This window comes from Pigmentiphaga sp. CHJ604 (assembly GCF_036972535.1).
Classification (GTDB): Bacteria; Pseudomonadota; Gammaproteobacteria; order Burkholderiales; family Burkholderiaceae_B; genus Pigmentiphaga; species Pigmentiphaga daeguensis.
The window spans coordinates 3569210-3594243 of sequence record NZ_CP136998.1; the positions used below are offsets into that span (position 1 = coordinate 3569210).

At 67.3% G+C, this 25034-nt stretch carries 22 protein-coding genes; 11 read left to right on the plus strand and 11 right to left on the minus strand.

Features of this window, described 5'->3' with window-relative positions:
- Window positions 1-10: 10 nt before the first annotated feature.
- Window positions 11-1642 carry an FAD-dependent monooxygenase gene (locus R4823_RS17240; RefSeq protein ID WP_338615590.1) on the minus strand — a complete coding sequence of 544 codons (1632 nt, stop codon included), beginning with the start codon at window positions 1640-1642 and terminating at the stop codon, window positions 11-13.
- Between the two features lie 84 nt (window positions 1643-1726).
- On the opposite strand from R4823_RS17240, the gene R4823_RS17245 reads away from it, so the two are divergent.
- From R4823_RS17245 to R4823_RS17270, 6 genes are all read left to right on the plus strand, one after another.
- Complete coding sequence (locus R4823_RS17245) at window positions 1727-2674, plus strand: LysR family transcriptional regulator (protein ID WP_087839141.1); 948 nt, start codon at window positions 1727-1729, stop codon at window positions 2672-2674.
- A 62-nt stretch (window positions 2675-2736) separates the two neighbouring features.
- On the plus strand, window positions 2737-3354 hold the full coding sequence (locus tag R4823_RS17250; RefSeq protein WP_338615591.1) for an NUDIX hydrolase: 618 nt from the start codon (window positions 2737-2739) through the stop codon (window positions 3352-3354).
- Window positions 3355-3371: 17 nt separating this feature from the next.
- Window positions 3372-4127 carry a leucyl/phenylalanyl-tRNA--protein transferase gene (aat, locus tag R4823_RS17255; protein WP_132980471.1) on the plus strand — a complete coding sequence of 252 codons (756 nt, stop codon included), beginning with the start codon at window positions 3372-3374 and terminating at the stop codon, window positions 4125-4127.
- A 7-nt stretch (window positions 4128-4134) separates the two neighbouring features.
- The gene (locus tag R4823_RS17260; RefSeq protein ID WP_087839138.1) at window positions 4135-4962 is read left to right on the plus strand and encodes an arginyltransferase; all 828 of its coding nucleotides are present in this window, start codon (window positions 4135-4137) and stop codon (window positions 4960-4962) included.
- 14 nt (window positions 4963-4976) lie between these two features.
- Window positions 4977-6020 carry a quinone-dependent dihydroorotate dehydrogenase gene (locus R4823_RS17265; RefSeq protein WP_087839137.1) on the plus strand — a complete coding sequence of 348 codons (1044 nt, stop codon included), beginning with the start codon at window positions 4977-4979 and terminating at the stop codon, window positions 6018-6020.
- Window positions 6021-6250: 230 nt separating this feature from the next.
- Window positions 6251-7048 carry an IclR family transcriptional regulator gene (locus tag R4823_RS17270; protein WP_254914606.1) on the plus strand — a complete coding sequence of 266 codons (798 nt, stop codon included), beginning with the start codon at window positions 6251-6253 and terminating at the stop codon, window positions 7046-7048.
- 28 nt (window positions 7049-7076) lie between these two features.
- On the opposite strand, the gene R4823_RS17275 is transcribed toward R4823_RS17270, so the two are convergent.
- Window positions 7077-7817 (minus strand): SDR family oxidoreductase, encoded by a 741-nt coding sequence (locus R4823_RS17275; RefSeq protein ID WP_087839135.1) that lies wholly within the window; start codon window positions 7815-7817, stop codon window positions 7077-7079.
- Between the two features lie 107 nt (window positions 7818-7924).
- Between R4823_RS17275 and R4823_RS17280 the strand changes: the two genes are divergently transcribed.
- Entirely contained in the window at window positions 7925-8836 is a 912-nt protein-coding gene (locus R4823_RS17280) for a LysR family transcriptional regulator (protein ID WP_338615592.1), read from the plus strand.
- A 63-nt stretch (window positions 8837-8899) separates the two neighbouring features.
- On the opposite strand, the gene pbpG is transcribed toward R4823_RS17280, so the two are convergent.
- The 3 genes from pbpG to R4823_RS17295 all read right to left on the minus strand — a co-directional run bounded on the left by pbpG (window position 8900) and on the right by R4823_RS17295 (window position 12107).
- Window positions 8900-9952 (minus strand): D-alanyl-D-alanine endopeptidase, encoded by a 1053-nt coding sequence (gene pbpG, locus R4823_RS17285; protein WP_176400755.1) that lies wholly within the window; start codon window positions 9950-9952, stop codon window positions 8900-8902.
- Window positions 9953-10148: 196 nt separating this feature from the next.
- A complete protein-coding gene (locus R4823_RS17290; RefSeq protein WP_087839133.1) occupies window positions 10149-11144 on the minus strand; it encodes a tripartite tricarboxylate transporter substrate binding protein BugD in 996 nt (331 codons plus the stop codon).
- Between the two features lie 105 nt (window positions 11145-11249).
- Complete coding sequence (locus tag R4823_RS17295) at window positions 11250-12107, minus strand: DMT family transporter (RefSeq protein WP_279815116.1); 858 nt, start codon at window positions 12105-12107, stop codon at window positions 11250-11252.
- 417 nt (window positions 12108-12524) lie between these two features.
- Here R4823_RS17295 and R4823_RS17300 point away from each other — a divergent pair, with 417 nt between their 5' ends.
- Window positions 12525-13088, plus strand: coding sequence for a phasin family protein (locus R4823_RS17300; protein ID WP_087839131.1), 564 nt, complete (start codon window positions 12525-12527; stop codon window positions 13086-13088).
- A 124-nt stretch (window positions 13089-13212) separates the two neighbouring features.
- Here the strand turns inward: R4823_RS17300 and R4823_RS17305 are convergent, their stop codons facing one another.
- Together R4823_RS17305 and R4823_RS17310 are read right to left on the minus strand one after the other, a co-directional pair.
- Entirely contained in the window at window positions 13213-14025 is an 813-nt protein-coding gene (locus tag R4823_RS17305; protein ID WP_279815113.1) for a molybdopterin-binding protein, read from the minus strand.
- Window positions 14022-14801: an EI24 domain-containing protein gene (locus tag R4823_RS17310; RefSeq protein WP_087839129.1), complete on the minus strand. Its 780-nt coding sequence runs from the start codon at window positions 14799-14801 to the stop codon at window positions 14022-14024. The genes R4823_RS17305 and R4823_RS17310 overlap by 4 nt, the downstream gene beginning before the upstream one ends.
- An 85-nt stretch (window positions 14802-14886) precedes the next feature.
- Here R4823_RS17310 and R4823_RS17315 point away from each other — a divergent pair, with 85 nt between their 5' ends.
- The gene (locus R4823_RS17315) at window positions 14887-15267 is read left to right on the plus strand and encodes a thioredoxin family protein (protein ID WP_087839128.1); all 381 of its coding nucleotides are present in this window, start codon (window positions 14887-14889) and stop codon (window positions 15265-15267) included.
- 49 nt (window positions 15268-15316) lie between these two features.
- On the opposite strand, the gene R4823_RS17320 is transcribed toward R4823_RS17315, so the two are convergent.
- The 3 genes from R4823_RS17320 to R4823_RS17330 are packed head-to-tail and all read right to left on the minus strand — an operon-like array spanning window position 15317 to window position 18692.
- Complete coding sequence (locus R4823_RS17320) at window positions 15317-16438, minus strand: alcohol dehydrogenase catalytic domain-containing protein (RefSeq protein ID WP_087839127.1); 1122 nt, start codon at window positions 16436-16438, stop codon at window positions 15317-15319.
- Window positions 16439-16448: 10 nt separating this feature from the next.
- Window positions 16449-17726, minus strand: a complete 1278-nt coding sequence (locus R4823_RS17325; protein WP_132980427.1) for a Rieske 2Fe-2S domain-containing protein — start codon at window positions 17724-17726, stop codon at window positions 16449-16451.
- Window positions 17727-17762: 36 nt separating this feature from the next.
- Complete coding sequence (locus R4823_RS17330; protein ID WP_279815110.1) at window positions 17763-18692, minus strand: tripartite tricarboxylate transporter substrate binding protein; 930 nt, start codon at window positions 18690-18692, stop codon at window positions 17763-17765.
- Between the two features lie 173 nt (window positions 18693-18865).
- Here R4823_RS17330 and R4823_RS17335 point away from each other — a divergent pair, with 173 nt between their 5' ends.
- Complete coding sequence (locus R4823_RS17335; RefSeq protein ID WP_279815109.1) at window positions 18866-19783, plus strand: LysR family transcriptional regulator; 918 nt, start codon at window positions 18866-18868, stop codon at window positions 19781-19783.
- Between the two features lie 3 nt (window positions 19784-19786).
- On the opposite strand, the gene hrpA is transcribed toward R4823_RS17335, so the two are convergent.
- Window positions 19787-23686, minus strand: coding sequence for an ATP-dependent RNA helicase HrpA (hrpA, locus tag R4823_RS17340; RefSeq protein ID WP_279815339.1), 3900 nt, complete (start codon window positions 23684-23686; stop codon window positions 19787-19789).
- Between hrpA and argA the strand changes: the two genes are divergently transcribed.
- The gene (argA, locus tag R4823_RS17345; protein ID WP_087839122.1) at window positions 23677-25029 is read left to right on the plus strand and encodes an amino-acid N-acetyltransferase; all 1353 of its coding nucleotides are present in this window, start codon (window positions 23677-23679) and stop codon (window positions 25027-25029) included. The genes hrpA and argA overlap by 10 nt on opposite strands.
- Window positions 25030-25034: the final 5 nt, after the last annotated feature.

Here is a 25034-nt window from a genome sequence, read left to right on the forward strand (position 1 = left end):
CGATGCCGGTTCAGGCGTGGACCGCGGCACGCCCGGCCGCGAGTTCCAGTGCCATGGCGCCTTCTTGCGGATCGTGGCCGCGCCATGCCACGTACTGGTCCGGCCGGATCAGGACCAGGTCGGCGCCATAGAGCTCGCGCAGGCCGTCGATGGGAGGCGCGACCACCGTCAGCGGAACGTCCGTGCCCGCCTGCGCGGCCAGCGCCTGGGCCGCGTCCCGCGCGGCCGGGCGGGTGGCGAGCAGCGTCATCCCGCGGAAGGCGAAATGGTCGAACAACGACGCCCCGCGCTCCCGGCCCGGCGCCAGCCAGGCATGCGGCGCGCGGCAGCCCGGGCGAGCGCTCTGCACGTAGCGTGTGGAGTCCCAGGCCTCGCCGCCCGCCTCCGGTCCGTGCGCCAGCACTGGCGACTGCTCGTAACGGCTGCCCAGCACCACGCCCAGCGAATCGAATTCCTGGCGCTTGGAGGCAAGGATGGCTCGCTCCGCTTCCCGGCGGGCGGCGTCCCCCGCCGGCCCGTCGTCCTCCAGGCCATCGCGCCACAGGCTGCCCGAGCTGTGCGACAGGTTGTGCACGGCCTCGTCCACCACCCGGCGATGCACCTGGCGGCGTTCCACTTCGTAGCTGTCCAGCAGCGCGGGACCGCCCCAGCCGTCCAGCGCCGCCGCCAGCTTCCATCCCAGGTCCACGGCATCGCCGATGCCCATGTTCATGCCATGGCCGCCGAAGGGCGGGTGCAGGTGGCAGGCATCGCCGGCCAGGAACACCCTGCCGTCGCGATAGCGCGTGGCGATCAGGCGATGCGCGGTCCATTCGTCGCGATGGCGGATGTCGATCGGGATGTCCAGGCCCAGCGCGGCACGCATCAGGCCTTCGATGGCCGGCTCCTCGCCGTCGCGGCGGGCATAGCCGAAGGTCCACATGTCGTTGGCGTCCAGCGGCGCGACGACCGCCGGCGCCTCCGGATTGACGAGCCAGTACATGACCGCCGGCCCCAGCCCGTGCATGCCGGCCAGGCCCGGGGCGTGGAAGATGATGTTGCGGTGATGCGAGAGCGGCGAGACCCCCTCCATCCGGATGTCCAGCCGGGCGCGCACGGTGCTGCGGGCGCCATCCGCGCCGGCCATGTACGCGGCCCGCACGCGCAGCGGTCCATCCGGTCCTGCCAGCACGGCCTCGACCCCCTGCCCCGACTGCGAAAAATCCTCCAGCCGGGTCGAAAAGCGCACCTGCACGCCCGGCAGGCTCTGCGCGTGGTCGCGCAGCACCTCTTCCACCTTGTATTGGGGCACCCACTGCGCGTGCTCGGGAAAGCGCTCGTCGCGCCTGGGCGAGCAATAGAACGCGTTGGTGAACCGCGCCAGTTCCCGGCCGGCCAGCCTGGTCGCGAACACCACGTTGGACGGATAGTCGACACCGAAGGGGGCCGCCTGCGCCAGCTTGCCCGCCACGCCCCAGCGCCGCATCAGCTCGCGCGAACGCACGTTGGTCGTCTTGGCGCGGGGCGCGAGTCCCACCCGGTCGTGCTGCTCCACCACCAGGCAGCGCCGCCCCTGCATGCCCAGCTCGATGGCCAGCGCAAGCCCAACGGGGCCCGCCCCGATCACCAGCACGTCGGTCTCCAGCAGCGTCTCGCCCGCCATGCCGTCTCCTTCCTGTGTTCTTGAATTGACAGCAGCTTAGGCATTCGGCGATGCTCTGGAAAGATCATTACCTTGATATAGGTTATGAACAATTCAGATAACCAGGACCCGCAGATCGCCGATTTGCGGGCGGTGCTGGCACTGATCGAGGACGGCACCGTCACCCGCGCCGCCCGGCGCCTGGGGCTGACCCAGTCGGCGCTCAGCTACCACCTCGACCGCATGCGCAAGCGTTTCGCCGATCCGCTGTTCGTCCGCGTGGGCAACCGCATGGCGCCCACGCCGTTCGCCCAGCGTCTGGCCGAGCCGGCCTCGCGGGTGCTGCGCATCGTGGAAACCGAGATCGCCGGGCTGGCGCGTTTCGATCCCGCCCAGACCAACCGGGAGTTCCGCATCGGCGTCAACGAGATCGGCGCCATCGTGCTGGTGCCCAAGCTGATGAAGCGCCTGGCCGAGGTCGCCCCGCACGCCCGCCTCGCCCCCACGCAGGTCTCGGCCGACACCATGGCCGCCGCGCTGGAATCGGGCGAACTGGACGTCGTCGCCGGACACGTCCCGCGACCGCACGACGCCCTGCTGCGCCAGCATCTCTATCGCCGCGCCTACGTCTGCGTGGCGCGCCGCGACCATCCGCGCATCGGCGATACGATGACCCTGCGCGAATTCGGCCGCACGCCGCAGGTCCAGTCGCCGTCCGTGCCCATCACCTTCGCCTGGATCAACGACCAGTTGCGCAAGCACGGCGCGCAGAGCCAGGTGCGGCTCACCACCGAACACGTGGCCGCGATTCCTTTCATCGTGGCCGCCAGCGACCTGATCGCCATCATTCCGGACGAGGTCTACCACCTGTTCCAGCCCATCGCGCCGATCAAGAAAGTGCGGCTGCCGCTGCGCATTCCGTCCATCGACGTGCACCAGTACTGGCACTCGCGCGTGGCCGGCGATCCGGCGAACCAGTTCTTCCGCTCGGTGGTCTACGAGGTGGGCTGCGAACGCCAGCCCGCTTCGCCCGGCGACCTCTCGTATACTTGACGCACCTCCCGGATCTCCGCAACCGCCGGGGCGCAGCGCCGCTTCCGCCCCCTGGACACGCCATGACCGCTTCCGAACGCGCCCTCACGTATTTCCCGGCTCCGCGCTCCCAGCGCTACTGCTCGCAATGCGGCAACCTGCTGACCCGCCGCATTCCCGACGACGACAACCGCGAACGCGATCTCTGCGACCACTGCGGCGCGATCCACTACCAGAATCCCCGCATGGTGCTCGGGACGATTCCCGTCTGGGAAAAGCAGGTGCTGCTGTGCCGCCGGGCAATCGAGCCGCGCCATGGCTACTGGACCCTGCCCGCCGGCTTCATGGAGCTGGGCGAGACCACGGCCCAGGGCGCGGCCCGCGAGACCCAGGAAGAGGCCGGCGCCCGCATCGAGATGGGGCCGCTGTTCGCCATGCTGGACATTCCGCACGTGGACCAGGTCCACATCTTCTATCTTGCGCGCCTGACCGACGTCGAGTTCGAGCCGGGCCCCGAAAGCCTGGAAGCCCGATTGTTCGACGAGGACGAGATTCCCTGGGACGACCTGGCCTTCCGTTCGGTCTCCACCGCGCTCAGGCTGTTCTTCGCCGACCGGGCGCGCGGCACGTTCCAGATCCACAGCGACACCCTGCTGCGCGGTCCCGAGCCGGTTCCCGCGTTCTCCACGCCCGCCCCTTGAGTCCCTCGCGCCCGCGCATGCCGGCCCTGCTGGAGCCGGACACGCCCTTCCCGCCGCTCGAGCAGGCGCTCGAGGATCCCCCGGGCCTGCTGGCCGTGGGGGCCGACCTGTCCATCGAACGGCTGCGCGCCGCGTACGCGCACGGCATCTTCCCCTGGTACCTGCCGGGCGAGCCCATCCTGTGGTGGAGCCCGGACCCCCGCATGGTGCTGTTCACCGACCGCTTCTCGCCCTCGCATTCGCTGCGCAAGAAGCTGCGGCAGGTCGAACGCGATCCCGCCATCGAGGTCAGGGTCGACACGGCTTTCGACGACGTCATGCGTGCCTGCGCGGCGCCACGCAGCGACGAGCGTCCGGCCACCTGGATCACGCTGCCCATGCAGCGGGCCTACCGGCTGTGGCACCGGCAAGGCCAGGTGCATTCGGTGGAAACCTGGATCGACGGCGAACTTGCCGGCGGGCTGTACGGCGTCTGCCTGGGCCGGATGTTCTATGGGGAATCCATGTTCACCCGGGTGGCCGACGGATCCAAGATCGCGCTGGCCTACCTGGTGCGTTTCTTGCGTCGCCATGGCGTGGAGATGATCGACTGCCAGCAGGACACGCGCCATCTGGCCTCGCTGGGTGGCGCCACGATTGCCCGCGCGGAATTCGAGCGCCTGATTGTAAAATTCACCCGGATGCCCGAGCTTCCGTGGCGCTCGGGCAGGCTGCGCCACGACGGCGAGATCGTCGACCTGGACGCGCCCCACGCTGCGGCCGACCCCGGCTGAACCGCGCATGACCCACCTTCGAGAACTCCCCTTCGCCGCGCTGCAGTTCTATGCGACCGCTCCCTACCCGTGCAGCTACCTGGGAGACCGGATGGCGCGCTCGCAAGTGGCCACGCCCAGCCACCTGATCAACGCCGACGTCTATTCCGAACTGGTGCGCATGGGATTTCGCCGCAGCGGCGTATTCACCTACCGGCCCCACTGCGACGGCTGCCGCGCCTGTGTGCCGGTGCGGGTGCCGGTGAACCGCTTCCGGCCCAACCGCACCCAGTCCCGCACCTGGAAGCGTCATGCCGATCTGCAGGTGTTCGTGGCCGAACTGGCCTATTCGTCCGAGCACTACTCGCTCTATCAGCGCTACCAGTCGACCCGGCACCGCGGCGGCGGCATGGACCAGGACAGCCGCGAGCAATACGCGCAATTCCTGCTCCAGAGCCGCGTCAACACGCGCCTGGTCGAGTTCCGCGACCGGCAGGGACAACTGCGCATGGTGTCCATCATGGACGTGCTGTCCGACGGCCTGTCGTCGGTCTACACCTTTTTCGACCCCGACATGAAGGGCAGCCTCGGTACCTGGAACATACTCTGGCAGCTCGAGCAATGCCGGCTGCTGGAACTGCCCCATCTCTATCTGGGATACTGGATAGAACAAAGCCCGAAGATGGCCTACAAGGTGAACTTCCGGCCCCTGGAAATGCTGGTCAACGGCGAATGGCGCGAATACGCCGGCCCGCCGGCCGCCAGGCCAGCCGGGCCGGCCGTCATCGATACCAGCCGCCTGCACGCCTCCTCTCGCCACGGCCATCCCGACGATGCGCCGTCCTCCACCTCCTGATCCCCATCCGCCTGATGTCCGCGTTTTTTCAAGCCTATCCGCTGTTGCGTCCAGCCCTGTTCGCCCTGGAACCCGAAACCGCCCATGCCCTGACCCTGTCCACGCTGCAGCGCGTGTACGACATGGGATGGACACGCCCCTCCCGCGCCCCGGACCGTCCGGTCGCCCTCATGGGCCTGACGCTGCCCAACGCGGTCGGCCTGGCCGCCGGCCTGGACAAGAACGGCGGGCACATCGACGCGCTGGGCAGCCTGGGCTTCGGCTTCATGGAAATCGGCACGGTCACGCCCCGGCCGCAGCCCGGCAACCCGCTGCCCCGCCTGTTCCGCCTGCCCCGCGCCGAGGCGCTGATCAACCGCATGGGCTTCAACAACGACGGGCTGGCCGTGTTCCTGGCCAACGTCCAGCGCAGCGGCTACCGGGCGCGCGGCGGCATCCTGGGGCTGAACATAGGCAAGAACGCCGACACGCCCATCGACAAGGCGGCCGACGACTACCTGGCCGGGCTCGAGGCGGTCTATCCCCACGCCGACTACGTCACCATCAACATCTCATCGCCCAACACCCAGAACCTGCGCAGCCTGCAAGGCGCCGACGAACTGTCCGTCCTGCTGCGCCAGCTCGACCAGGCGCGGGACACCCTGGCGGCCCGGCACGGCCGCCGCGTGCCGCTGGCGGTCAAGATCGCGCCGGACCTGGACGAGAGCCAGATCGATGCCATCGCCGACCTGCTGCCGCGCCATGGCATCGACGGCGTCATCGCCACCAACACCACGCTGTCGCGCGATGCCGTCCGCGGCTTGCCTCATGCGGGCGAGGCCGGCGGTCTGTCCGGCACGCCGGTACGGGAAATGTCGCTGCGGGTGGTCGAACGCCTGCGGCGCCAGGCCGGCAACGCGCTTGCCATCGTCGGCGTGGGGGGCATCCTGGAAGGCCGCCACGCGGCCGAGAAGATCGCGGCGGGCGCGGACGCGGTCCAGCTCTACACCGGTCTCATCTATCGCGGCCCCGCGCTGGTCGGGGAATGCCTGTCGGCCGTCTCGCGGCTTCGGAGCTAGGCACTGGGGATATCCCCGTGTGCCTTGTATGACAACGGGGATGCTGCGTCGCGGAAATTCTGTGCACAGGCGTTATACTGATCCAATAAGAAATGGCCTGCTGCAACGCAGAAAGGCCACCCATCTGCGGTGTAATAAAGCTATGAAATTTCACCATATGGGATAAACTAGCTTCATCGCGTAGAGACTCACCCACGACAATGCCAAGAGTCACGACCCCCGACGCGGCCATGATCGCCCCGTCCGCGGCCCCCGCGCCGCAGATCGCCATCCAGGTGCTCGAACGCACCATGCACCTGCTCGACGCCCTGGCCCGGCACCCCGATCCGGTCAGCCTGAAAGAGCTGGCCCAGGCCACCGGCCTGCACCCTTCCACCGCCCACCGCATCTTGAACGACCTGGTCGCCGGCCGCTACGTCGACCGCGTCGACAGCGGCATGTACAGCCTGGGCATGCGGCTGCTGGAGCTGGGCCACCTGGTCAAGGGCCGGCTGAACGTGCGCGACGCCGCCATCACGCCCATGCGCATGCTGCATCGCCTGACGGGCCAGACCGTCAATCTTTCCGTGCGCCAGGGCGACGAGATCGTCTACATCGATCGCGCCTACAGCGAACGTTCGGGCATGCAGGTGGTGCGCGCCATCGGCGGCCGCGCCCCGCTGCACCTGACCTCCACGGGCAAGCTGTTCCTGTCGGCCGACGATGCCCGCCTGATCCGCGCCTATGCGCTGCGCACGGGCCTGCAAGGCCACACCTCCAACAGCCTGACCGACCTGGCCAAGCTCGAGCGCGAGCTGGACCAGGTGCGCGCGAAGGGCTATGCCCGCGACAATGAAGAACTGGAAATGGGCGTGCGCTGCATCGCTGCCGGGATCCACGACGACACGGGCAAGCTGATTGCCGGCCTGTCGATCTCGGCGCCGGCCGACCGCATGCAGGACGGCTGGATCGACGCGCTGGTGGATACCGCCAGCCAGATCTCCGAAGCCCTGGGCTACGAACCGTCGCACGCGGTATCGGCGGCCTGACCCCGCGCGGGCGTCGGCCCGGTCCGCCTCAGGCGAAGCCGCCGTTGACCCGCAATACCTGTCCGTTGACCCAACCGCCGTCCGGGCCCGCCAGAAATGACACCGCGGCGGCGATCTCCTCCGGCGTGCCCAGGCGCTCCAACGGCGCCAGCCGCGCGATCTGGTCGATCTGCTCGGCCGTCTTGCCATTGAAGAACAGCTCGGTGCCGACCGGCCCGGGCGCGACGGCGTTGACGGTCACGCCTCGTCCGCGCAGTTCGTTCGCCAGCACCCGCACCAGTCCCTCGACCCCCGCCTTGGAAGCGATGTAGGGGCCGTAGGACGGGAAGGCGCGCGCGATGACGCTGGTGGAAAGCGCGATGATCCGCCCGCCCTCGCCCATGCTCGCGGCGGCTTGTGCCAGGACGAGGAAGGCGCCGCGCAGGTTCGTGGCGATCACCTGATCGAAGTCGGCCAGGCTGTCCGGGGCGACAGGCACCATCGGCATGACGCCCGCGCTATTGACCACCACGTCGATCCGGCCATAGGCCTGCCGCGCCCTGGCGAACAGCGCGGCCACGTCGTCCTCGCGGCCCACGTCGCCCTGGACCGCCAGCGCCCGGCCCCCGGCGGCCTCGATCGCGGCCACGGTTTCCCCGGCCTTGGCGGCATTGCCCGCGTAGTTGACGACCACCGCATAGCCGTCGGCCGCCAGCCGGCGAGAAATGGCCTGCCCGATGCCCCGCGATCCCCCGGTGACGATGGCGGCCTTCGTGATGTCCGTGCTCATGCTGAATCCTGGAAAGAAGAAAGGATGGCGAGCATTCTTCTTGTTTATGTTGTTGAGATAAACCCTGCTAAATTGGCATCTCAATTCAATGACAGACAACAATCCCCGTGGACCGCTTCGAATCGCTCCAATTGTTCACCCGCATCGTGGAACTGGGCAGCTTCAGCCGGGCCGCGATGGCGCTGGACATCCCCCGGGCTACCGCCACCCACGCCATCAAGGAGCTCGAGGCCAGGCTGGCGACACGCCTGCTCGAGCGCACTACGCGCCATGTCCGCCCGACGCTGGACGGACAGGCCTTCTACGAACGCTGCGTACACGTGCTGAGCGAGCTGGACGAGGCCGAATCCTCGCTGCAGCATGTGGCGTCGAATCCGCGCGGCGTCCTGCGCGTGGACATGCACGGCACGCACGCGACCCGGATCGTCCTGCCCAGCATAGACCGGTTCCACGACCGCTATCCGGGCATCGACCTCGTCGTCAGCAGCGGCGACAGGCTGGTCGACCTCGTACGCGAAGGCGTCGATTGCGTGATACGGGCTGGCCATCCGCGCGACTCGTCCCTGGTGGCACGTCCGCTGGCGGTCATGCCCCAGGTCCTCTGCGCGAGCCCCGGATACCTGGCCCGCTTCGGCACGCCTGGCCATCCCGACGATCTGGCGGGGCACCAGGTCGTACGCTTTTTCGCCAGCCAGGGCACGTCCGACTATCCGCTGGAGCTGGTGGTCGACGGCCAGGTCCGCAGCTATGCGCTGGGTGGCTGGATGTCGGTGAACGATGCCGAGAATTACGTGACTTGCGCACTGCGGGGCTGCGGGCTGATCCAGTTGCCGCGCTTCCACGTCCAGGACGAACTGCGCGACGGGCGGCTGGTGGAAGTGCTGCCCGGATGGCGCAGCCCGGGCCTGCCGCTGTCGGTGCTCTACCCCTCGCACCGCCAATTGTCCCCGCGGGTGCGGGTGTTCATCGATTGGCTGCGGGCCCTGTACGAGGAAAGATTCCCGCCCGACGCGCCCTGAAGCCGCCGGAAAGACAAAACGCCGCGCAAGCGCGGCGTCGTCATGGCCGGAAGGCGGGGTGGCCTACAGCGAGCCGATCTCGCGCTGGACCCACTGGCGGATGCGCTGGGCGTCGGCGGTGCGCGTGAGCGAGCCGACCGAATCCAGCAGCACGATGGCCATGTCGCGGCCGCCGATATTGGCCAGCATGACCAGGCAGCGTCCGGCTTCGTTGATGAAACCGGTCTTGGACACGATGATGTTCCAGTCGGAACGGGCCACCAGGCGATTCGTGTTGCGGAAGGTCTGGTGCCGGCCGCCGATATCGACGGAATATTCGGTATCGGTCGTGTACTGGCGGATCAGCGGGCGTTGTGAACCTTCGCGCATCAGGCGCACGAGATCGCGGGCGCTGGAGACGTTCTCGCTCGACAGGCCGGTAGGCTCGACGTAGTGCGTATCGTGCATGCCCAGTGCCGCGGCCTTGGCGTTCATGGCCTGCACGAACGCCGGCAGGCCGCCGGGGTAGTTGCGCCCCAGCGCGTTGGCGGCGCGGTTCTCGGAAGACATCAGCGCCAGGTGCAGCATGTCGGCACGCGACAGGCGCGTACCGACCGACAGGCGGGAATGCGTGAACTTGTGCGTATCGATGTCGTCGGTGGTGACCTCGATCATCTCGTCCAGCGGCAGGCCGGCGTCGACCACGACCAGCGCGGTCATCAGCTTGGTGATGGAGGCGATGGGCGCCACCGCGCCCTCGTTCTTGGCGAACAGCACATCCGAGGAATTCAGGTCCTGCACGAAGGCCACGCTGGAACGCAGCGACAGATTGCCATCGGCATCCTCGAGCGGGGCGGAAGGCGCATAGGAAGCGTGCCGGATGCCGGCCGAGGCGACCGCCTTCCTGGGGGCGGCCTTGGCGACGCGCTTTTTCTTGGCGGGAACGGAAGCCGTTCTGGACGCCTTGGCGGACTTGGTCTTGGTCGCGGTGGCTTTTTTCGCCGGCTTCGCCTTGGCGCTCTTGGACGTCGTGGGGGTGGCCGCGTAGGCAACGGGAGCAGCCGCGGGCAGGACCAGCCCGGCGGTTAGCGCGCACATCAATGAAACCGACAGAATGCTCTTTCTGATGCGCGCCATGTTTCCTCCGGTAACGACTCAGCCCAGGCGCCGCAGCATATCAGATTTTTGGATAAAAATCTCCATTAAATGAACGACTTAGCGCGCACTTTTTAAGTCGTTATTTAAATGCCACGGCAAAAATTACAAAAAATGCAACGAGGGGGGCGGCATCCCCAGGACAGCCGCCCCCCCCGCACGCCGGCAAACGGCGAGGTCAGTCGGCGTAGACGCCGGCCTTTTTGATGACCGCGCCCCACTTGGCGGTCTCGGACTTCACCAGCGTGTCGAGCGCCGCCGGCGTGGCCTTGTCGTTCAGCACGATGGCCCCCAGTTCGGTCATGCGCTGCTTGAACGCGGGATCGTCCAGGCCGGCCTGCAGCGAGGCCTGGAGCTTGGCGACGATCTCGGGCGAGGTGCCCTTGGGCGCCCACAGGCCGTGCCAGATGCCCACCGAGAAGTCCTTCAGGCCCGACTCGTCCAGCGTGGGCAGGTCAGGCAGGCTGGGCACGCGGGTCTTGCTGGTGACGGCGTAGGCCTTGACCTTGCCGGCCTTGATCTGCCCGGTGGTGTTGGTGGTCTGGTCGCACATGAAGTCCACCTGCTTGCCCAGCAGGTCGTTCATGGCCGGCGCGGTACCCTTGTAGGGAATGGTCTGGAATTCCGAGCCTATCGTGCTCATGAACATCAGGCCGCACAGGTGCGAGGCCGAGCCGATGCCGGCATTGGCCATCGACAGCTTGCCGGCGTTGGCCTTCACATAGGTCAGGAATTCCTTGATGTTGGCGGCCGGGAAGTTTTCGCGCGCGATCAGCGTCATCGGCACGTCGACGGTCAGCCCGATGGGCTGGAAGTCATGGGCCTGGTCGTAGCTCAGCTTGCGGTACAGCGCGGGCGCGGTCGAGAAGCCGATGTGCATGAGCAGCACGGTATAGCCGTCGTTCGGCGCCTTGGCCACGCGGGCGGTACCGATGGTGCCGCCGGCACCGCCGACGTTCTCGACCACCACGGTCTGGCCCAGCGACTTGCGCATGGCCTCGGCCAGCGAGCGCGCCACCACGTCGGTGGGACCGCCGGCGGCAAACGGGACGATCATCGTGACCGGTCGAGTGGGATAGCCCTGCGCCATCGCCTGCGTAGGTGCGAGGACGGCCGCGCTGGCCAGGGCCGCGGCCCCGATCGTCGCGGACACAGCTTTCTTGTGGATAGCCATTCTTTTATCTCCTGCCTCGTTAAATAGTTGCGCCGCGAGCCGACAACTCCCGCGGCGGTGAGACGAGTTTAAGGGATGGAAACCACGAAGCCGTGACGGTTTCGCCTATCGTTTCCCCTGAGCCCAGGCCACCGCGAACGCCGACAGCGCCATGCCCGCGACCATGGTCGCGGTCAGCGGCTCGTCGAAGGCGGCCCAGGCCATCAGCGCCGTCACCGCCGGAGTCAGATACATCAGGCTGGCCACGCGCGTGGCCGCCCCGCGCCGGATCAACAGGAACAGCAGGCAGATGGCGCCTATCGACAAGGCGAAGACCGACCATGCCCAGGCGCCCGCCAGCGGCCAGGTCCACTGCACCGCCATGGTCTCGAACATCCACGCCGCCGGCAGCACGACGATCAGCGAAGCACCGAACTGCAGCAGCAACCCGGCCCGCAGGTCCACCCCGGGACAGAAGCGTCTCTGATAAACGGTGCCCGCCGTGATGGACAGCAGCGCCGCCACGGCAAAGGCCAGGGCCTGCGAGGTCAGGCCCATCGTGCCGATACGGTTCCCCACGACCAGGGCCACGCCCACGAACCCCAGGACCAGCCCGGCCCACTGCCGCGCGGAAGGAGGCTCGCCCATCCAGCGTCCGGCCACCGCGGTCAGCAGCGGCTGCAGCCCCACCACCAGCGCCGCCAGGCCCGCCCCCATGCCCAGGTGGATGGCGATCCAGACGCCTCCCAGGTAACCGGCCTGCAGCAGCACGCCGGCCACCGCCATGTGGACACCCTGCCGCCGGCCCGGCCAGGCGATGCCGGCGCTGAACGGCGCCAGCACCACCAGCACGCCGGCGAAGCGCATCGACAGGAAAGTCAGGGGTTCGGCGTAGGGCAGGCCGTAGCGGGCGACGACGAAACCGGTGCTCCAGATCAGGACGAAAAACGGGGAAATCAGGCGGGATGGCAGCGATGAACCCACGACGGCGGCCTTTCGGAGGGTGTCAGGCCGAGAAGTGTAGCCGCCGGGCGGTGCCCCGCACCATGCCTGGGCACAGTAGAACGCCCGGGTATGGCGCATCGCACCAAAACAACGTGGCGCAATGCAACACATCCGCCGGGTCCGCAAAGGCGCGGATCGGGCGTTCCGCTTTTTCCGCCGTTTCCTCCTCCTGTCTTAAAAAAATGTCTTTAATCAGTCACTTATGGGTTTTGCCAACAAAGTGCGATTTTTTCCGCGGGCATCTTGACTTTCGGCGGCACGTCCTTAAAATACGTTTTGTGCATCGCAGCAAAGTCGCTTACCGCGATACGGTGCGTGCACCAGGATCGGGCTTTTTGGGGCGTACTCCCCTGGTTTCCCGGTCGCCCCGTGTAGACAGCCCTCAAGGAGCCCCCTATGTTTGCCACCCCCGAACGCGCCCTGGCCACCCAAAAAGCCGCCTTCGACGCCCTGCTCGCCGCGCAGAACACCGCCTTCGCCGGCTTCGAGAAGCTGGTCGACCTGCACCTCAAGGTCACCAAGGCCACGTTCGAAGAGGCTTCGCTGAAGGCCCAGGAAGCCTTCACGCTGAAGGACGGCCAGGAAGCGCTGGCGTTCGTCTCCGCGCTGGCCCAGCCCAACGCCGAGAAGGCCCTGGCCTACAGCAAGCACGTGTATGACATCGTCTCCGGCGTGCAGAGCGAATTCACCCGCCTGGGCGAAGCCCAGATCGCCGAACAACAGCGCCAGCTGTCGGACGTGGTCGAGCAACTGGCCAAGAACGCCCCGGCCGGCTCGGAAAGCGCCCTGGCCCTGCTGAAGTCGTCGCTGGCCACCGCCACCTCGGCCTACGAATCGGTGAACAAGGCTGCCAAGCAGGCTGCCGAACTGGCCGAATCCAACCTGACCGCCGCCGCCAACGCGACGTTCAAGGCCGCCGCCGAAAACGGCAAGACGACCCGCGCTCGTAAGACCGCATAGGCCCACCCCCTACGCGCTTCGCGCGCCCCCTCAAGGGGGCGATGCGGGTGGACCGGCAGAGCCGGATCCACCGCATCCTGGGTAAAAAAGCGGAGAACGATGTTCGTTCTCCGCTTTTTTGTTTTTAGGTGGATGCGGCGGCGAAGACGCCGCCCAGGCGGCGGGCTTCGTCGCGTAGCATCGCCAGGGCTTCGGCGGCGCTGTCGGGATCGCCCTTGACGCCTAGTTCGATGTGGCGCCGCTTGCCCTCGCCCATGCTGGGCAGGCTGAACACTTTCACGCCCGGCCAGCGGCGCTCGATGGCCTCCATCACGGGGGCGATGCTGGACTCGGCCAGTTCGAACACCATGAACGAGTGCTCCACGTGCGGCACGGCGTGGTGCAGCCCCGCGTAGCGGTGGTCCAGCGTCCATTCGATCATCGGCCACGCCATGACCGGAAAACCCGGCACGAAAGTGTGATCGCGGATGAAGAACCCCGGGATCTTGTTGTATGGATTGGGCACGATCTCGCTGCCCACCGGGAACTCGCCCATCTGCAGGCGCCGCAGGTTGTCCGGCGCCGTCATGTCGGCCGTGCCCGAGCCCTGCGCGGCCGTTTCCGCACAGCGCTGCGTGATCAGCTCACGGGCCTCGTCGTGCAGCGCCAGCGGCAGGCCCAGCGCGGCCGCGGCCGCCTGGCGGGTGTGGTCGTCGGGCGTGGCGCCTATGCCGCCACACGAGAACACCACGTCGCCGCTCGCGAAACTGCGCCGCAGCGCGGCGACCAGGGCCTCGCGATCGTCGCCCAGGAATTCCGCCCACGACAGCCGCAGGCCGCGCGCGCCCAGCAGCTCCACGATCTTGGAAAAATGCTTGTCCTGGCGACGGCCCGAAAGGATCTCGTCGCCGATGATGATCAGGCCGATGCGGCGATGGGAAACGGCTGTGTCGTTCATGGCGTGGTTTCGCTGCGCAAGCGGCGCAGCGCCTCGAGTGCGAAGTGCGAGAACAGGAGCGCGGAAAACACCGGCAGCAGGAACCAGGCCGGCGGCAGCAGGTTCAGCAGCGAGCAGATCAGCCCCAGCGTCCAGAAGCCGCGATTATGCCGCGCCATCAGGATGCGCCGTTCTTCCGGCGAGGCATGCTCGATCATGGCGTCGAGCCGCAGCATGCGGGTAAAGGCAAAGGCCCACCACGCGATGGGCAGCAGCACCGCCAGCGGCGGCAGCAGCCACAGCGGCATGGTGAACAGCCACCCCAGCACGAACAGCGTGGTCACCCACACCGCGTTCCAGACGCTGGCCACCGTGGCATGGCGGCCACGCCGCTGCAGGCCTGGATAGTCGTTCTGCTCCAGGTTGCGCAGCACCAGCGGCATGATCAGCACCGCCGCAACGACCAGCCCCAAGATGCCCGACAACGGCAACAGGATCAGCGTCGCCACGACCGGAATCAGCCACAGCTTCAGCGACGCGATGCCGATCGCGACCAGCATGCCGTCGATCTGCCCCATCAGCGGCAACGAGAACAGCGTGCCCTGCAGCCACTCGGTCAGCGGCGTCCAGAACAGCCAGATCAACACGACGGCGCCCACCAGCGCGACCAGGAAGGGCAACAACAGCGCCAGCAGCATGGGCCCACGGAACTGCGACACCACCGCGCGCCCGAAGGCCAGCCCCACGCCTTGCAGGCCGGCGCTGGGATCACCGCGTTCGACAGGAGAGGAAGTCATCGGATCTCCGGGAATTCAGCCATGGTTGCAAGTATGACGCATGGCGCAGGCATAATGGCTACCGGATCCCTACTTCCCTCGCATCATGGCCGTCTATCTTCCCGACACCGGCGCCAGCGATCTCTCGCGGCGCCTCGACGATCCGCAGACCATACTGGTGGCATGCCTGTGCGCGGCGTGGTGCGGCACGTGCCGCGAATACCTGCCCAAGTTCGAGGAACTGTCGGGCCGCTTCAAGGACCACGTCTTCCTGTGGGTGGACGTCGAGGAACATCCCGACCTTCTCGACGACGAAGACATCGAGGACTTCCCCACCCTGCTGATCCAGAACGGTACCCAGACCCTGTTCTACGGCCCCATGCTGCCGCACATCGGCCACCTGGAACGCCTGCTGGAAAGCCTCCAGACGGACAGCCCCCCACCCAACCTGCCGGGAGCGCCGGAGTTGCGCCGGGCGCTGACCTGAAATGACGTCGCCCGCGATGGGCGGGCGACGGCGACATTCCCGGCTCCGGTCACGCCGGCCGGCCCTGCCCCCAGGGGTCGACGCAGCAGTGGATGGCGGCCGTGCCGGCTTCCCCGCCCACGGTGCGCAGCGCGACATCGACGCGGTCCAGGCCGAACACGTGCGTACACAGCTTGTGCAGCGGATAGCGGCCCGACGCGATGGTTGCCAGCGCGAGTTCCACGGCCTGGTAGCTGTGGCCGCGCACCCCCTTGACCGTCAGGCACTTGCGGAACAGCATGTCGCTGTCGAACCGGGGCACGGGTTGCCCCTTGCGCCCTCCCAGCAGCACCCTGCCGTTCTTGCGCGCCAGCTGGATTGCCGCCACGATGGTGTCCGGTCCGCCCGAAGCGCAATCGATGACCAGGTCCGCCATCAATCCACCGGTCATCTCGGCCACCGATTCCAGCAGGTCGTGCGCTTCGATATCGATGGTGTGATGCGCACCCAGTTCGCGCGCCAGCGCCAGCCTGTGGCGATCGGCGCCCAGGCCCGTCACGATGATGCAGCCGACCCCGGCCTCGCGCGCCGCCACCACGCAGGCCAGCCCCTGCTGCCCCGGCCCCTGGATGAGCACCACCTGCCCCAGCCTCGCTTCCCCCTGGAAATGCACCCATTCGAAGCCATTGCCCAACGGCAGCGCCAGCGTTGCCAGCGTTGCCGACATGGCGTCCGGCACTCGGTGAAACACCGAATTGGGGTGCAGGAACTGGTACTGCCCATAGCCGCCCCAGAGGGACGGCGCGACGGAAATGGGCGTCGAGCCGTACCGGATGCCGCTGCCCAGCAACGAATCCGTGGCATCGCACAGCCGGAAATTCCCGGTCCGGCAGTAGTCGCAATGGCCGCAAGGCAGGTATTCCTCCAGGGCCACCCGGTCACCTTCCTTCAGGCCCCACCGGGCGGCGGCCGATGCCCCCAGCGCCGAAACGCGGCCCACAGTCTCGTGGCCCAGGATCAGCGGCCCCTTGCTCTTGGGATAGTTCAGGAAATAGGGCCAGTCGCTTCCGCAGACACCGGTCATCTCCACTTCCAGCAGGCCGCCGTCCACCGGGATGTCGGGACGGGGAAACATCCGGACCTCGGTCTGCTTGCCGTCCAGGGCGACAGCGGCGCAAATGGTTTCAGACATCGCGTGCATCCTAGATGGAGGTGTGTTCGGTATCGGTCTTGGCCGTCGCATCCTTCAGCACTTGTTCCAGCGGCACGTCCTCCGGCAGCACGAACGAGGCCGAGCGCACCCTGTGCGTGGCCGGGTCCAGCCCGGGCAACGGCGCGTCCGTACCCAGGTTGCCGGCCGCCGCCAGCAGACGCCGGCGTGCCCTGACGATGGCGATGTCGGTAGCCGCCAGCCGCTCCAGGCTCCGGTCGACGATGGGACCCATGCTTTCCTGCAGCGACGCATCCTGCATGGCGATGCCCCTGACCCCGCTGTACAGCGTTCCCTTCTTCTGGGCTTCGCGGTCGATCAGATAATCGTTTCGCTTGTTCGCCACCGTGCGATAGGTGCCCGGAATCAGCTCGGCATAGATCCCCTGCCCGTTCTGCATGGCCTCCAGTTCCTCCGGCTTCAGCGCCCGGGAAGGATGGTGGGTCATGCTCCAGGCATAGCAATTCTCGTCGTCCATCGGCACCCAGGCATGGCCATGCAAGGCATGGTCGCCATACGGCGGAATCATCGTGTACCACGGCATGATCCACTGGGTCACCCGCCAGTAGCTATGGCCCTCGTCGGCACGGCGGCGCGCACCGATGACCAGCCCGCCATCGGACTCCATGACCTCGAGCTTGGGGGCCGTGTCCTGCTGGTACTGCGCTCCTTTCGTCCCCTTGTGCAGCGGATCGGTATGCAGTTCGCCGCTATGCAGGAACGAAACGTGGCTGGAATCGATGCCCCCCTCCATTGCCTGCAGGTAATTGTTTTCCTGTATCCGCTTGCAGACGTAGCGATGCGAGTCGGGCACCATCGCCCATTCGAACTCCGGGAATGCCGGCTGCAGCTCCGGCGGCCCCATATAGGTCCACACCACTCCCCCTCGCTCCACGCAGGGATAGGAAGTCAGCTTCACGCTCTTGCTGAAATGGCTGCCGGCGGGCTCCGACGGTACTTCCGTGCACTGGCCCCGGAAGTCGTATTTCCAGCCGTGATAGGGGCAGCGAATGCCGTCCATTTCGATGCGGCCGAACCATAGCGAGACCCGTCGGTGCGCGCAGAACTCGTCGATCAGCGCCACCCGCCCCTGCGTGTCGCGGAATGCCAGCAGATTCTCGGACAAGAGCTTGACGCGCACCGGCGGCCCGTCGGGCTCGCGCAGTTCCTCGGACAGCAAGGCCGGGATCCAATAACGGCGGAACAGGCTGCCCATGGGCGTGCCGGGGCCGGTCTGCACCAGTTGCGTGTTTTGTGCTTTCGTAACCATGTCGTCTTCGTCAGAAATTGAAAGTCCGGGCGATGCTCAGTCGAGCGCCAGGCCGGCTCGTGCCGCCACATCGCGCCAGGTCGCGATCTCGCGCCGTACCCAGTCGTTCAGGATCGCGGGCGAACCTCCCACGCTCGCCACGCCCATCTGATCGAACGCCGCCTGCACGTCGGGTAGCCGGAGCAGGTCGTTGACGTCGGCATTGACCTTGTCGATGATCGCCGGCGGCGTGCCCGCCGGGGCATGCACGCCCACCCACGTCTCGAGCACCATCTTCTTCATACCCAGCTCGCTCAACGTCGGCACATTCGGAAACTGGGGGACGCGATCATCGGCGACCACCGCCAGCATGCGCATTTTTCCCGACCGTACCAGCGAGGCCGCCGTCTGCAGCACGACGAAACTGGCCTGCACCTGGCCGGCTGCCAGGTCGTTCAGCACGCTGCTGGTGGCCCTGTACGGGACGTGCGTCATCTTGACGCCGTTCTCCTGCTGGAACAGTTCCATGGTCAGGTGGTGCACGCTGCCCACACCCGGCGAGGCGTAGTTGAATTTGCCGGGGGGCAGTTTCCTCAGGTAGCCCAGGAATTCGCCCACGCTCGCGGCCGGCACGTCATTGCTCACGATCAGCGCCAGCGGGCTCTTGCCTACCAAGGCCACGGGCGCGAAGGCGGTGGCGGGATCGTAGGGCAGGTTCGAGCGCACGGCCGCCAGCGTGCTGAAGGCGGTGATCGACATCAGCAAGGTATGGCCGTCGGGCAACTCCTTCGCGACGAAGTCCATGCCTATGGAACCGCCTGCGCCGACCTTGTTGTCGACCACCACCGGCACCCCCCAGCGCTGCGCCAACTTGGGCGCCATCAGGCGCGCGATCAGATCGCCCGTTGTGCCGGCCGAGGCAGGAATGATGATCTTGACCATGTGTTGCGGATAGCCCGCCGCCAGCGCGACCGACGGCAGCAACATGCAACAGGACAGCCAGGCCACCAGTGAGCGGCGCCTCGAACGCCTCTTCAAGTCAGCGGATATCGCCAGTGCCATCGTTGTCTCCGTCCACTCTCGTTGTAGTGGCGACGATTACACTCCAGGCCTATTGATTATCCCAACAATTTATTTTGATCGATTAAGTAGGTGGCCTAATGAGCAATGTTCATCCGTCGCTGGGCAATCTCTCTCTCAAGCAACTGCGCGCCTTCGTCTGCGTGGCCGAAGCCAGGAGCTTCACCGAGGCGGCCGCGCGGCTCAGCCTCTCGCAATCGGCCGTCAGCCAGCTGGTGCGGGAATTGGAATCGGAACTGGAACTCAAGCTGTTCGACCGCACGACCCGCACGGTAAGGCTGACTGACGCGGGCGAGGAACTGCAGCCGACCGCGGCGCGCGTACTGCAGGACCTGGGCGCGGCGATAAGCGGTTCGCGCGACCTGGTGGCGCGTCGCCGGGGACGAGTGAGATTCGCCTGCTCGCCGGTACTATCGTCGCTGCTGTTGCCGCGCGTGATCGGCGCGTTCACGGCGCGCCACCCCCACATCACCGTGATCCTGCGGGATAGCGTAGGCAGCGGGATCGTGGACCTGGTCGCCGACGGCGAAGCGGACCTGGCGCTCAGCGTCCCGCCTTCGGAGTCGCCGTTCGTCGAAGAGGAGCCCTTCCTGACCGACCACCTGGCCCTGATCCATCCCCGCACCTACGGCTGGACCAAGCGGCGACGCGTATCCTGGGCGGACGTCACCACCCATCCCTATATCGCGCTACAGGCGCAGAACCCCACCCGTCATTTCGTCGACTACCACGCGGCATTGGCGAACGTGCGCCTCAAGCCCGCCTACGAGGTCTCGTTCGTCTGGACCGCCATCGGCCTGGTCGATGCCGGGCTGGGCGTGGCGCTTATCCCCGGCCACACCCGCCCCATCGTCGAGAAATACGAAAACGTCGACATGCGGCTGTTCGAACCGCAGACCATCGTGCGTCCGATCTCGCTGCTGCGTCACCGCCAGCGGTCGCTCTCCCCTGCCGCCCAGACCTTCGCCGACTTCATCCGCGCCTACATACGCCTCTGACGCCTATCGCGTCACGGACTCCCACAGCTTTTGCAAGCGCTTGACCGAAACCGGCATGGGCGTCCTCAACTCCTGCGCGAACAACGCCACCCGCAATTCCTCCAGCATCCACCGGAACTCGTCCAACTTCGCGTCCGGCACGCCCTTGCGCGCCGCCCGCGCCCGCTGATAGGGCGCCAGCAACTGGTTCAGGTCCGCCAGCAGGCGCGCATCGCGCGCCGGATCCGCGCGCAGCTTGTCGATGCGCGCCTGGACCGCCTTGAAATACCGCGGGAAATGCGACAACTGCGAGAACGGCGTATCGCGCACGAACCACTTCCCCATCAGCCCGCGCATCTGCTGCTCCATGTCCGCATGGGCCGCGGCATGCGGCTTGGCCTGCGGCAGCTTGCGCTGCGCGGCGGCCCATTCGGTCAGCACCGCCGCCACCAGGCGCGCGATTTCCTGCGCCAACAGTCCTACCCTGCCCTTGCCCTCGGCGCGCCGCTGCGCGAATGACTCCGCGTCCGCCGGCCAGGGATCCGCCAGGCAGGCCTGCGCCAGCGCCGCATCCACGATCTGGTCGCGCAGTTCCTCCTGCGTGCCCAGCGGCATGTAGAGCATGCTCATCTGCGTCATGCCGGTCAGGTTCTTCTCCAGGAACTTGACCTGCTCCTTCAACTGCAGCCGGAACAGGCGCAACAGCCCCGCGCGATGATGGCGCGCGGCCTCGTCGGGATCGTCGAACACGTCCAGGTCGCAGTGCGTGACGCGATCCACCAGCGCCGGATAGCCGATCACCGACAGGCCGCCGCGCCTGATCTCCATCAGCTCGGGCAGGGGCCCGAAGGTCCAGTCCGTCAGGTTCTCGTGCGCCAACGCCTGCGCCACCTCCTTGTCGCGCGCGGCCACCTGCTGGAACGTGGCCTGCGCCTCGCGCCCCAGTTGCGCCTTCAGGTGCGACAGGTTGCGGCTCATGTCCAGCATGCGGCCGTGCTCGTCCACCACGCGGAAATTCATCGACAAATGCGCCGGCAGCGTCTCCTGCTTGAAATCCGACGGCGCCAGCTGCACCGTGGTCTGCTCGCGCACGTCGGCGATCAGCGCCTCGACCAGCCCGCGGTCCGGCTTCTGCGCCCGCTCGAACCAGCGGTCGTAGAAACCCGCCGCGTATTCGGGCAGCGGCACGCAGTGCCGGCGCAGCTTCTGCGGCAGCGACTTCAGCAGCAGATGGACCTTCTCCTTCAGCAGGCCCGGCACCAGCCACTCGCAGCGTGCCGGATCGAGCTGGTTCAGCGCGAACAGCGGTACCGACAGCGTCACCCCGTCGCGCGGCGAGCCCGGCTCGAAGTGATAATCGAGCGCCATGTCGATGCCGTGCAGCGACAGCTTCTTGGGAAACACCTCGGTCGTGACGCCCGCGGCCTCGTGCCGCATCAGTTCGTCGCGCGACAGGAACAGCAGCTTGTCGCCCCCGGGCTTGCGCGCCTCGTCCTGGTACCATTTCTCCAGCGTCACCACCCGGTTCACGTCGGCCGGCACCTGCCGGTCGTAGAACGCGTAGATCAGGTCTTCGTCGACCAGGATGTCGGGCCGGCGCGACTTGTGCTCGAGCTTCTCGATTTCGGCGACCAGCTTGCGGTTGTGCGCGATGAAAGGCAGCCGGCTGTCGAGTTCGCCGGTGACCAGGGCCTCGCGGATGAACAGCTCGCGCGCCTGGCGGGCATCGATGCGGCCATAATCGACGCGGCGGCCGGCGTAGACGGTCAGCCCGTAGAGGGTCGCGCGCTCGTTGGCGACCACCCTCCCCTCCTTCTTTTCCCAACGCGGATCGGACCAGTTCTTGCGCAGCAGGTGGCCGCCCACGCGCTCCACCCACGTGGGGTCAATGCGCGCGATACAGCGCGCGAACAGCCGCGAGGTCTCGACCAGTTCGGCCGCCACGACCCACCGCCCCGCCTTCTTCGCCAGGCGGGAGCCCGGATGGATGAAGAAGCGTATGCCGCGCGCGCCCAGGTACTGGGCCTCTTCGTCGGACTTGTAGCCGATGTTGCCCAGCAGCCCGGACAGCAGCGCCAGGTGGATCTGCTCCAGCGTGGCCTCGGTCTGGTTCAGGCGCCAGCCGTGCTCGCCCACCACCGCCGCCAGTTGCGAATGCACGTCGCGCCATTCACGCATGCGCACCGGCGACAGGAAGTTCTGGCGCAGGTTCTCCACCAGCTTGCGCTGCGACTGCTTGTGCTCGACCGCTTCGTTGAACCACTTCCACAGCTTCAGGAAGGCCATGAACTCGGACCGTTCGTCGGCGAACTTGGCATGGGCCTGGTCGGCCGCCTCCTGCGCGTCCATGGGGCGGTCGCGCGGGTCCTGCACCGACAGCGCCGCCGCGATGATCAGCACCTCGCTCAGGCAGGACTGGTCGCGCGCGGCCAGGATCATGCGGCCGATGCGCGGGTCGACCGGCAGCCGCGCCAGTTCGCGCCCCACCGGCGTCAAGGCGTTGTCCTCGTCGATGGCGCCCAGTTCCTGCAGGAGGTGGTAGCCGTCGGCGACGGCCCGCCCCGGCGGCGCCTCGACGAACGGGAACTGCTCGATGTCGTCCAGCTTCAGGGACTTCATGCGCAGGATGACGCTGGCCAGCGACGAGCGCAGGATCTCCGGGTCGGTGAAAGGCTGGCGCGCCGCGTAGTCGGTCTCCTCGTACAGGCGGATGCACACGCCGGGTCCGATACGGCCGCAACGGCCCGCCCGCTGGTTGGCCGAAGCCTGGCTGACCGGCTCGATGCGCAGTTGTTCGACCTTGTTGCGCCACGAATAGCGCTTCATCCGGACCAGGCCGGTATCGACCACGAAGCGTATGCCGGGCACCGTCAGCGACGTCTCGGCCACGTTGGTGGCCAGGACGACGCGGCGGCCGCTGCCCTTGGGATGGAAGACCCGCTCCTGTTCGGCCTGCGACAGCCGGGCAAACAGCGGCAGCACCTCGGTACCGGGCGGATGGTGCTTGCGCAGGGCCTCGGCCGCCTCGCGGATCTCGCGCTCGCCGGGCAGGAAAACCAGCACGTCGCCGGGGCCGTGGCGGGCGCACTCGTCCACGGCATCGACGATGGCGTCGATCAGGTCGCGTTCCTCGTCGCGCGACAGGTTCTCCTTCTCGCGCGGCCGTTCGGCTTTCCTGGCCGGCTGCTCGTCGGTGTCGCTGGCCTGCATGCCGCGGGTATCCACCGGCCGGTAGCGGACCTCCACCGGGTACAGGCGTCCCGAGACGTTGATGACGGGCACCTCGGGCTGGCCGGGCAGGCTGAAATGCCGGGCGAAGCGCTCCGCGTCTATGGTTGCCGACGTAATGATCAGTTTCAAATCGGGCCGCCGCGCCAGCAACTGGCGCAGGTAGCCCAGCAGGAAATCGATATTCAGGCTGCGTTCGTGCGCCTCGTCGATGATGAGCGTGTCGTAGGCGCGCAACCAGGGATCGCGCTGCGACTCGGCCAGCAGGATGCCGTCGGTCATGAGCTTGACCGAGGCTCCCGGGGCCGTGCGGTCGTTGAAACGGACCTGGTAGCCCACCACCTCGCCCAGCGGCGTGCCCAGCTCCTCGGCGATCCGGCGCGCCACCGAGGTCGCCGCCAGGCGCCGCGGCTGGGTATGGCCGATCATGCCGGCCACGCCGCGGCCGGCATCCAGGCATATCTTGGGCAGCTGGGTGGTCTTGCCCGACCCGGTCTCGCCGCTGACGATGATGACCTGGTGCGCCGCCAGGGCGCGCGCGATCTCGTCTCGCCGGCCGCTGACGGGCAGGTCTTCGGGGTAGGTAATGGGCGGAACCGGGTTGCGCCGTCGTGCCAAAGGCACATTCTTGCGGGATTGTGCGACCATGAGAAGAACTTGGATTAACCCGTCATTATAATTTTGGGATGAACGCAGCCGCACAACCTCCCGACCCCGATCCTGCCCCCTCCGACCTGCACGCCCGGTTCGTGCAGTGGTTCCGCGAAGTGGCGCCCTACGTACATGCCTTCCGCGGCAAGATCTTCGTGGTGGCTTTCGGCGGCGAACTCGTCCAGGCGGGCGCCCTGAACGTCCTGATCCAGGACCTCTCGCTGCTCAGCGCCCTGGGCATACGCCTGGTGCTGGTCCACGGCTCGCGCCCCCAGGTCAACGAGCAGCTCCGGCTCAAGGGCATCCCCTTCCAGTTCGGCCGCGGCCTGCAGATGACCGACACGGCCGCGCTCGAATGCGCCAAAGAAGCGGCCGGCGAGATCCGCCTGGACATCGAGGCGGCGTTCAGCCAGGGCCTGCCCAATACGCCCATGTCCCACTCCCATATCCGGGTCATCTCGGGCAACTTCATCACCGCCCGGCCGGTCGGCGTCATCGACGGCGTCGACTACCGCCACACCGGCCAGGTGCGCAAGGTGGACGCCGAGGCATTGAACATGGCGCTGGGCCAGGGGTCCATCGCGCTGCTGTCGCCGCTGGGCTTCTCGCCCACGGGCGAGGCCTTCAATCTTTCCATGGAAGACGTCGGCACCGCCGTGGCGGTGGCGCTGCGCGCCGAAAAGCTGATCTTCCTGACCGACGCGCCTGTCCTCCACGACAAGGAAGGCAACGTCGACACCGAGCTGGCACGCGAGGACGCCGACGCGCTGATCGCCCAGGGCGACCTGGACGCAGGCACGGCCGTGGTGCTCAAGCACGCTTCGCGGGCGGTCAAGCTGGGCGTGGCGCGCGCGCACCTGGTGCCCTACGACCTGGACGGCGGCGTGCTGCTGGAAGTATTCACCCACGACGGCGTGGGCACCATGGTCGTGGAAGACACGCTGGACGACCTGCGCCCCGCCACCATCGACGACGTGGGCGCGATCCTCCACCTGATCGAGCCGCTCGAGGTCGACGGCACGCTGGTACGCCGCGGCCGCGGCAGCATCGAGCGCGACGTCGAGAAATTCTCGGTCAGCGAACACGACGGCGTCATCTACGGCTGTGCGGCGCTGTATACCTATCCCGAGGAAAAAATGGCCGAGATGGCCGCGCTGACGGTCAATCCGCAGTGGCAAGGCGCCGGCGAAGGCGACAAGCTGCTGCGCCACATCGAAAGCCGTGCCCGGGCGGCGGGCATCACGCGGCTGTTCGTACTGACCACGCGCACCGCGCACTGGTTCATCAAGCGCGGCTTCTCACAGGGCAGCGTGGCCGACCTGCCCAAGGACAAACAGGCGCACTACGACCGCAGCCGCAACAGCCAGGTGTTCATCAAGCGGCTGTAGCCCGT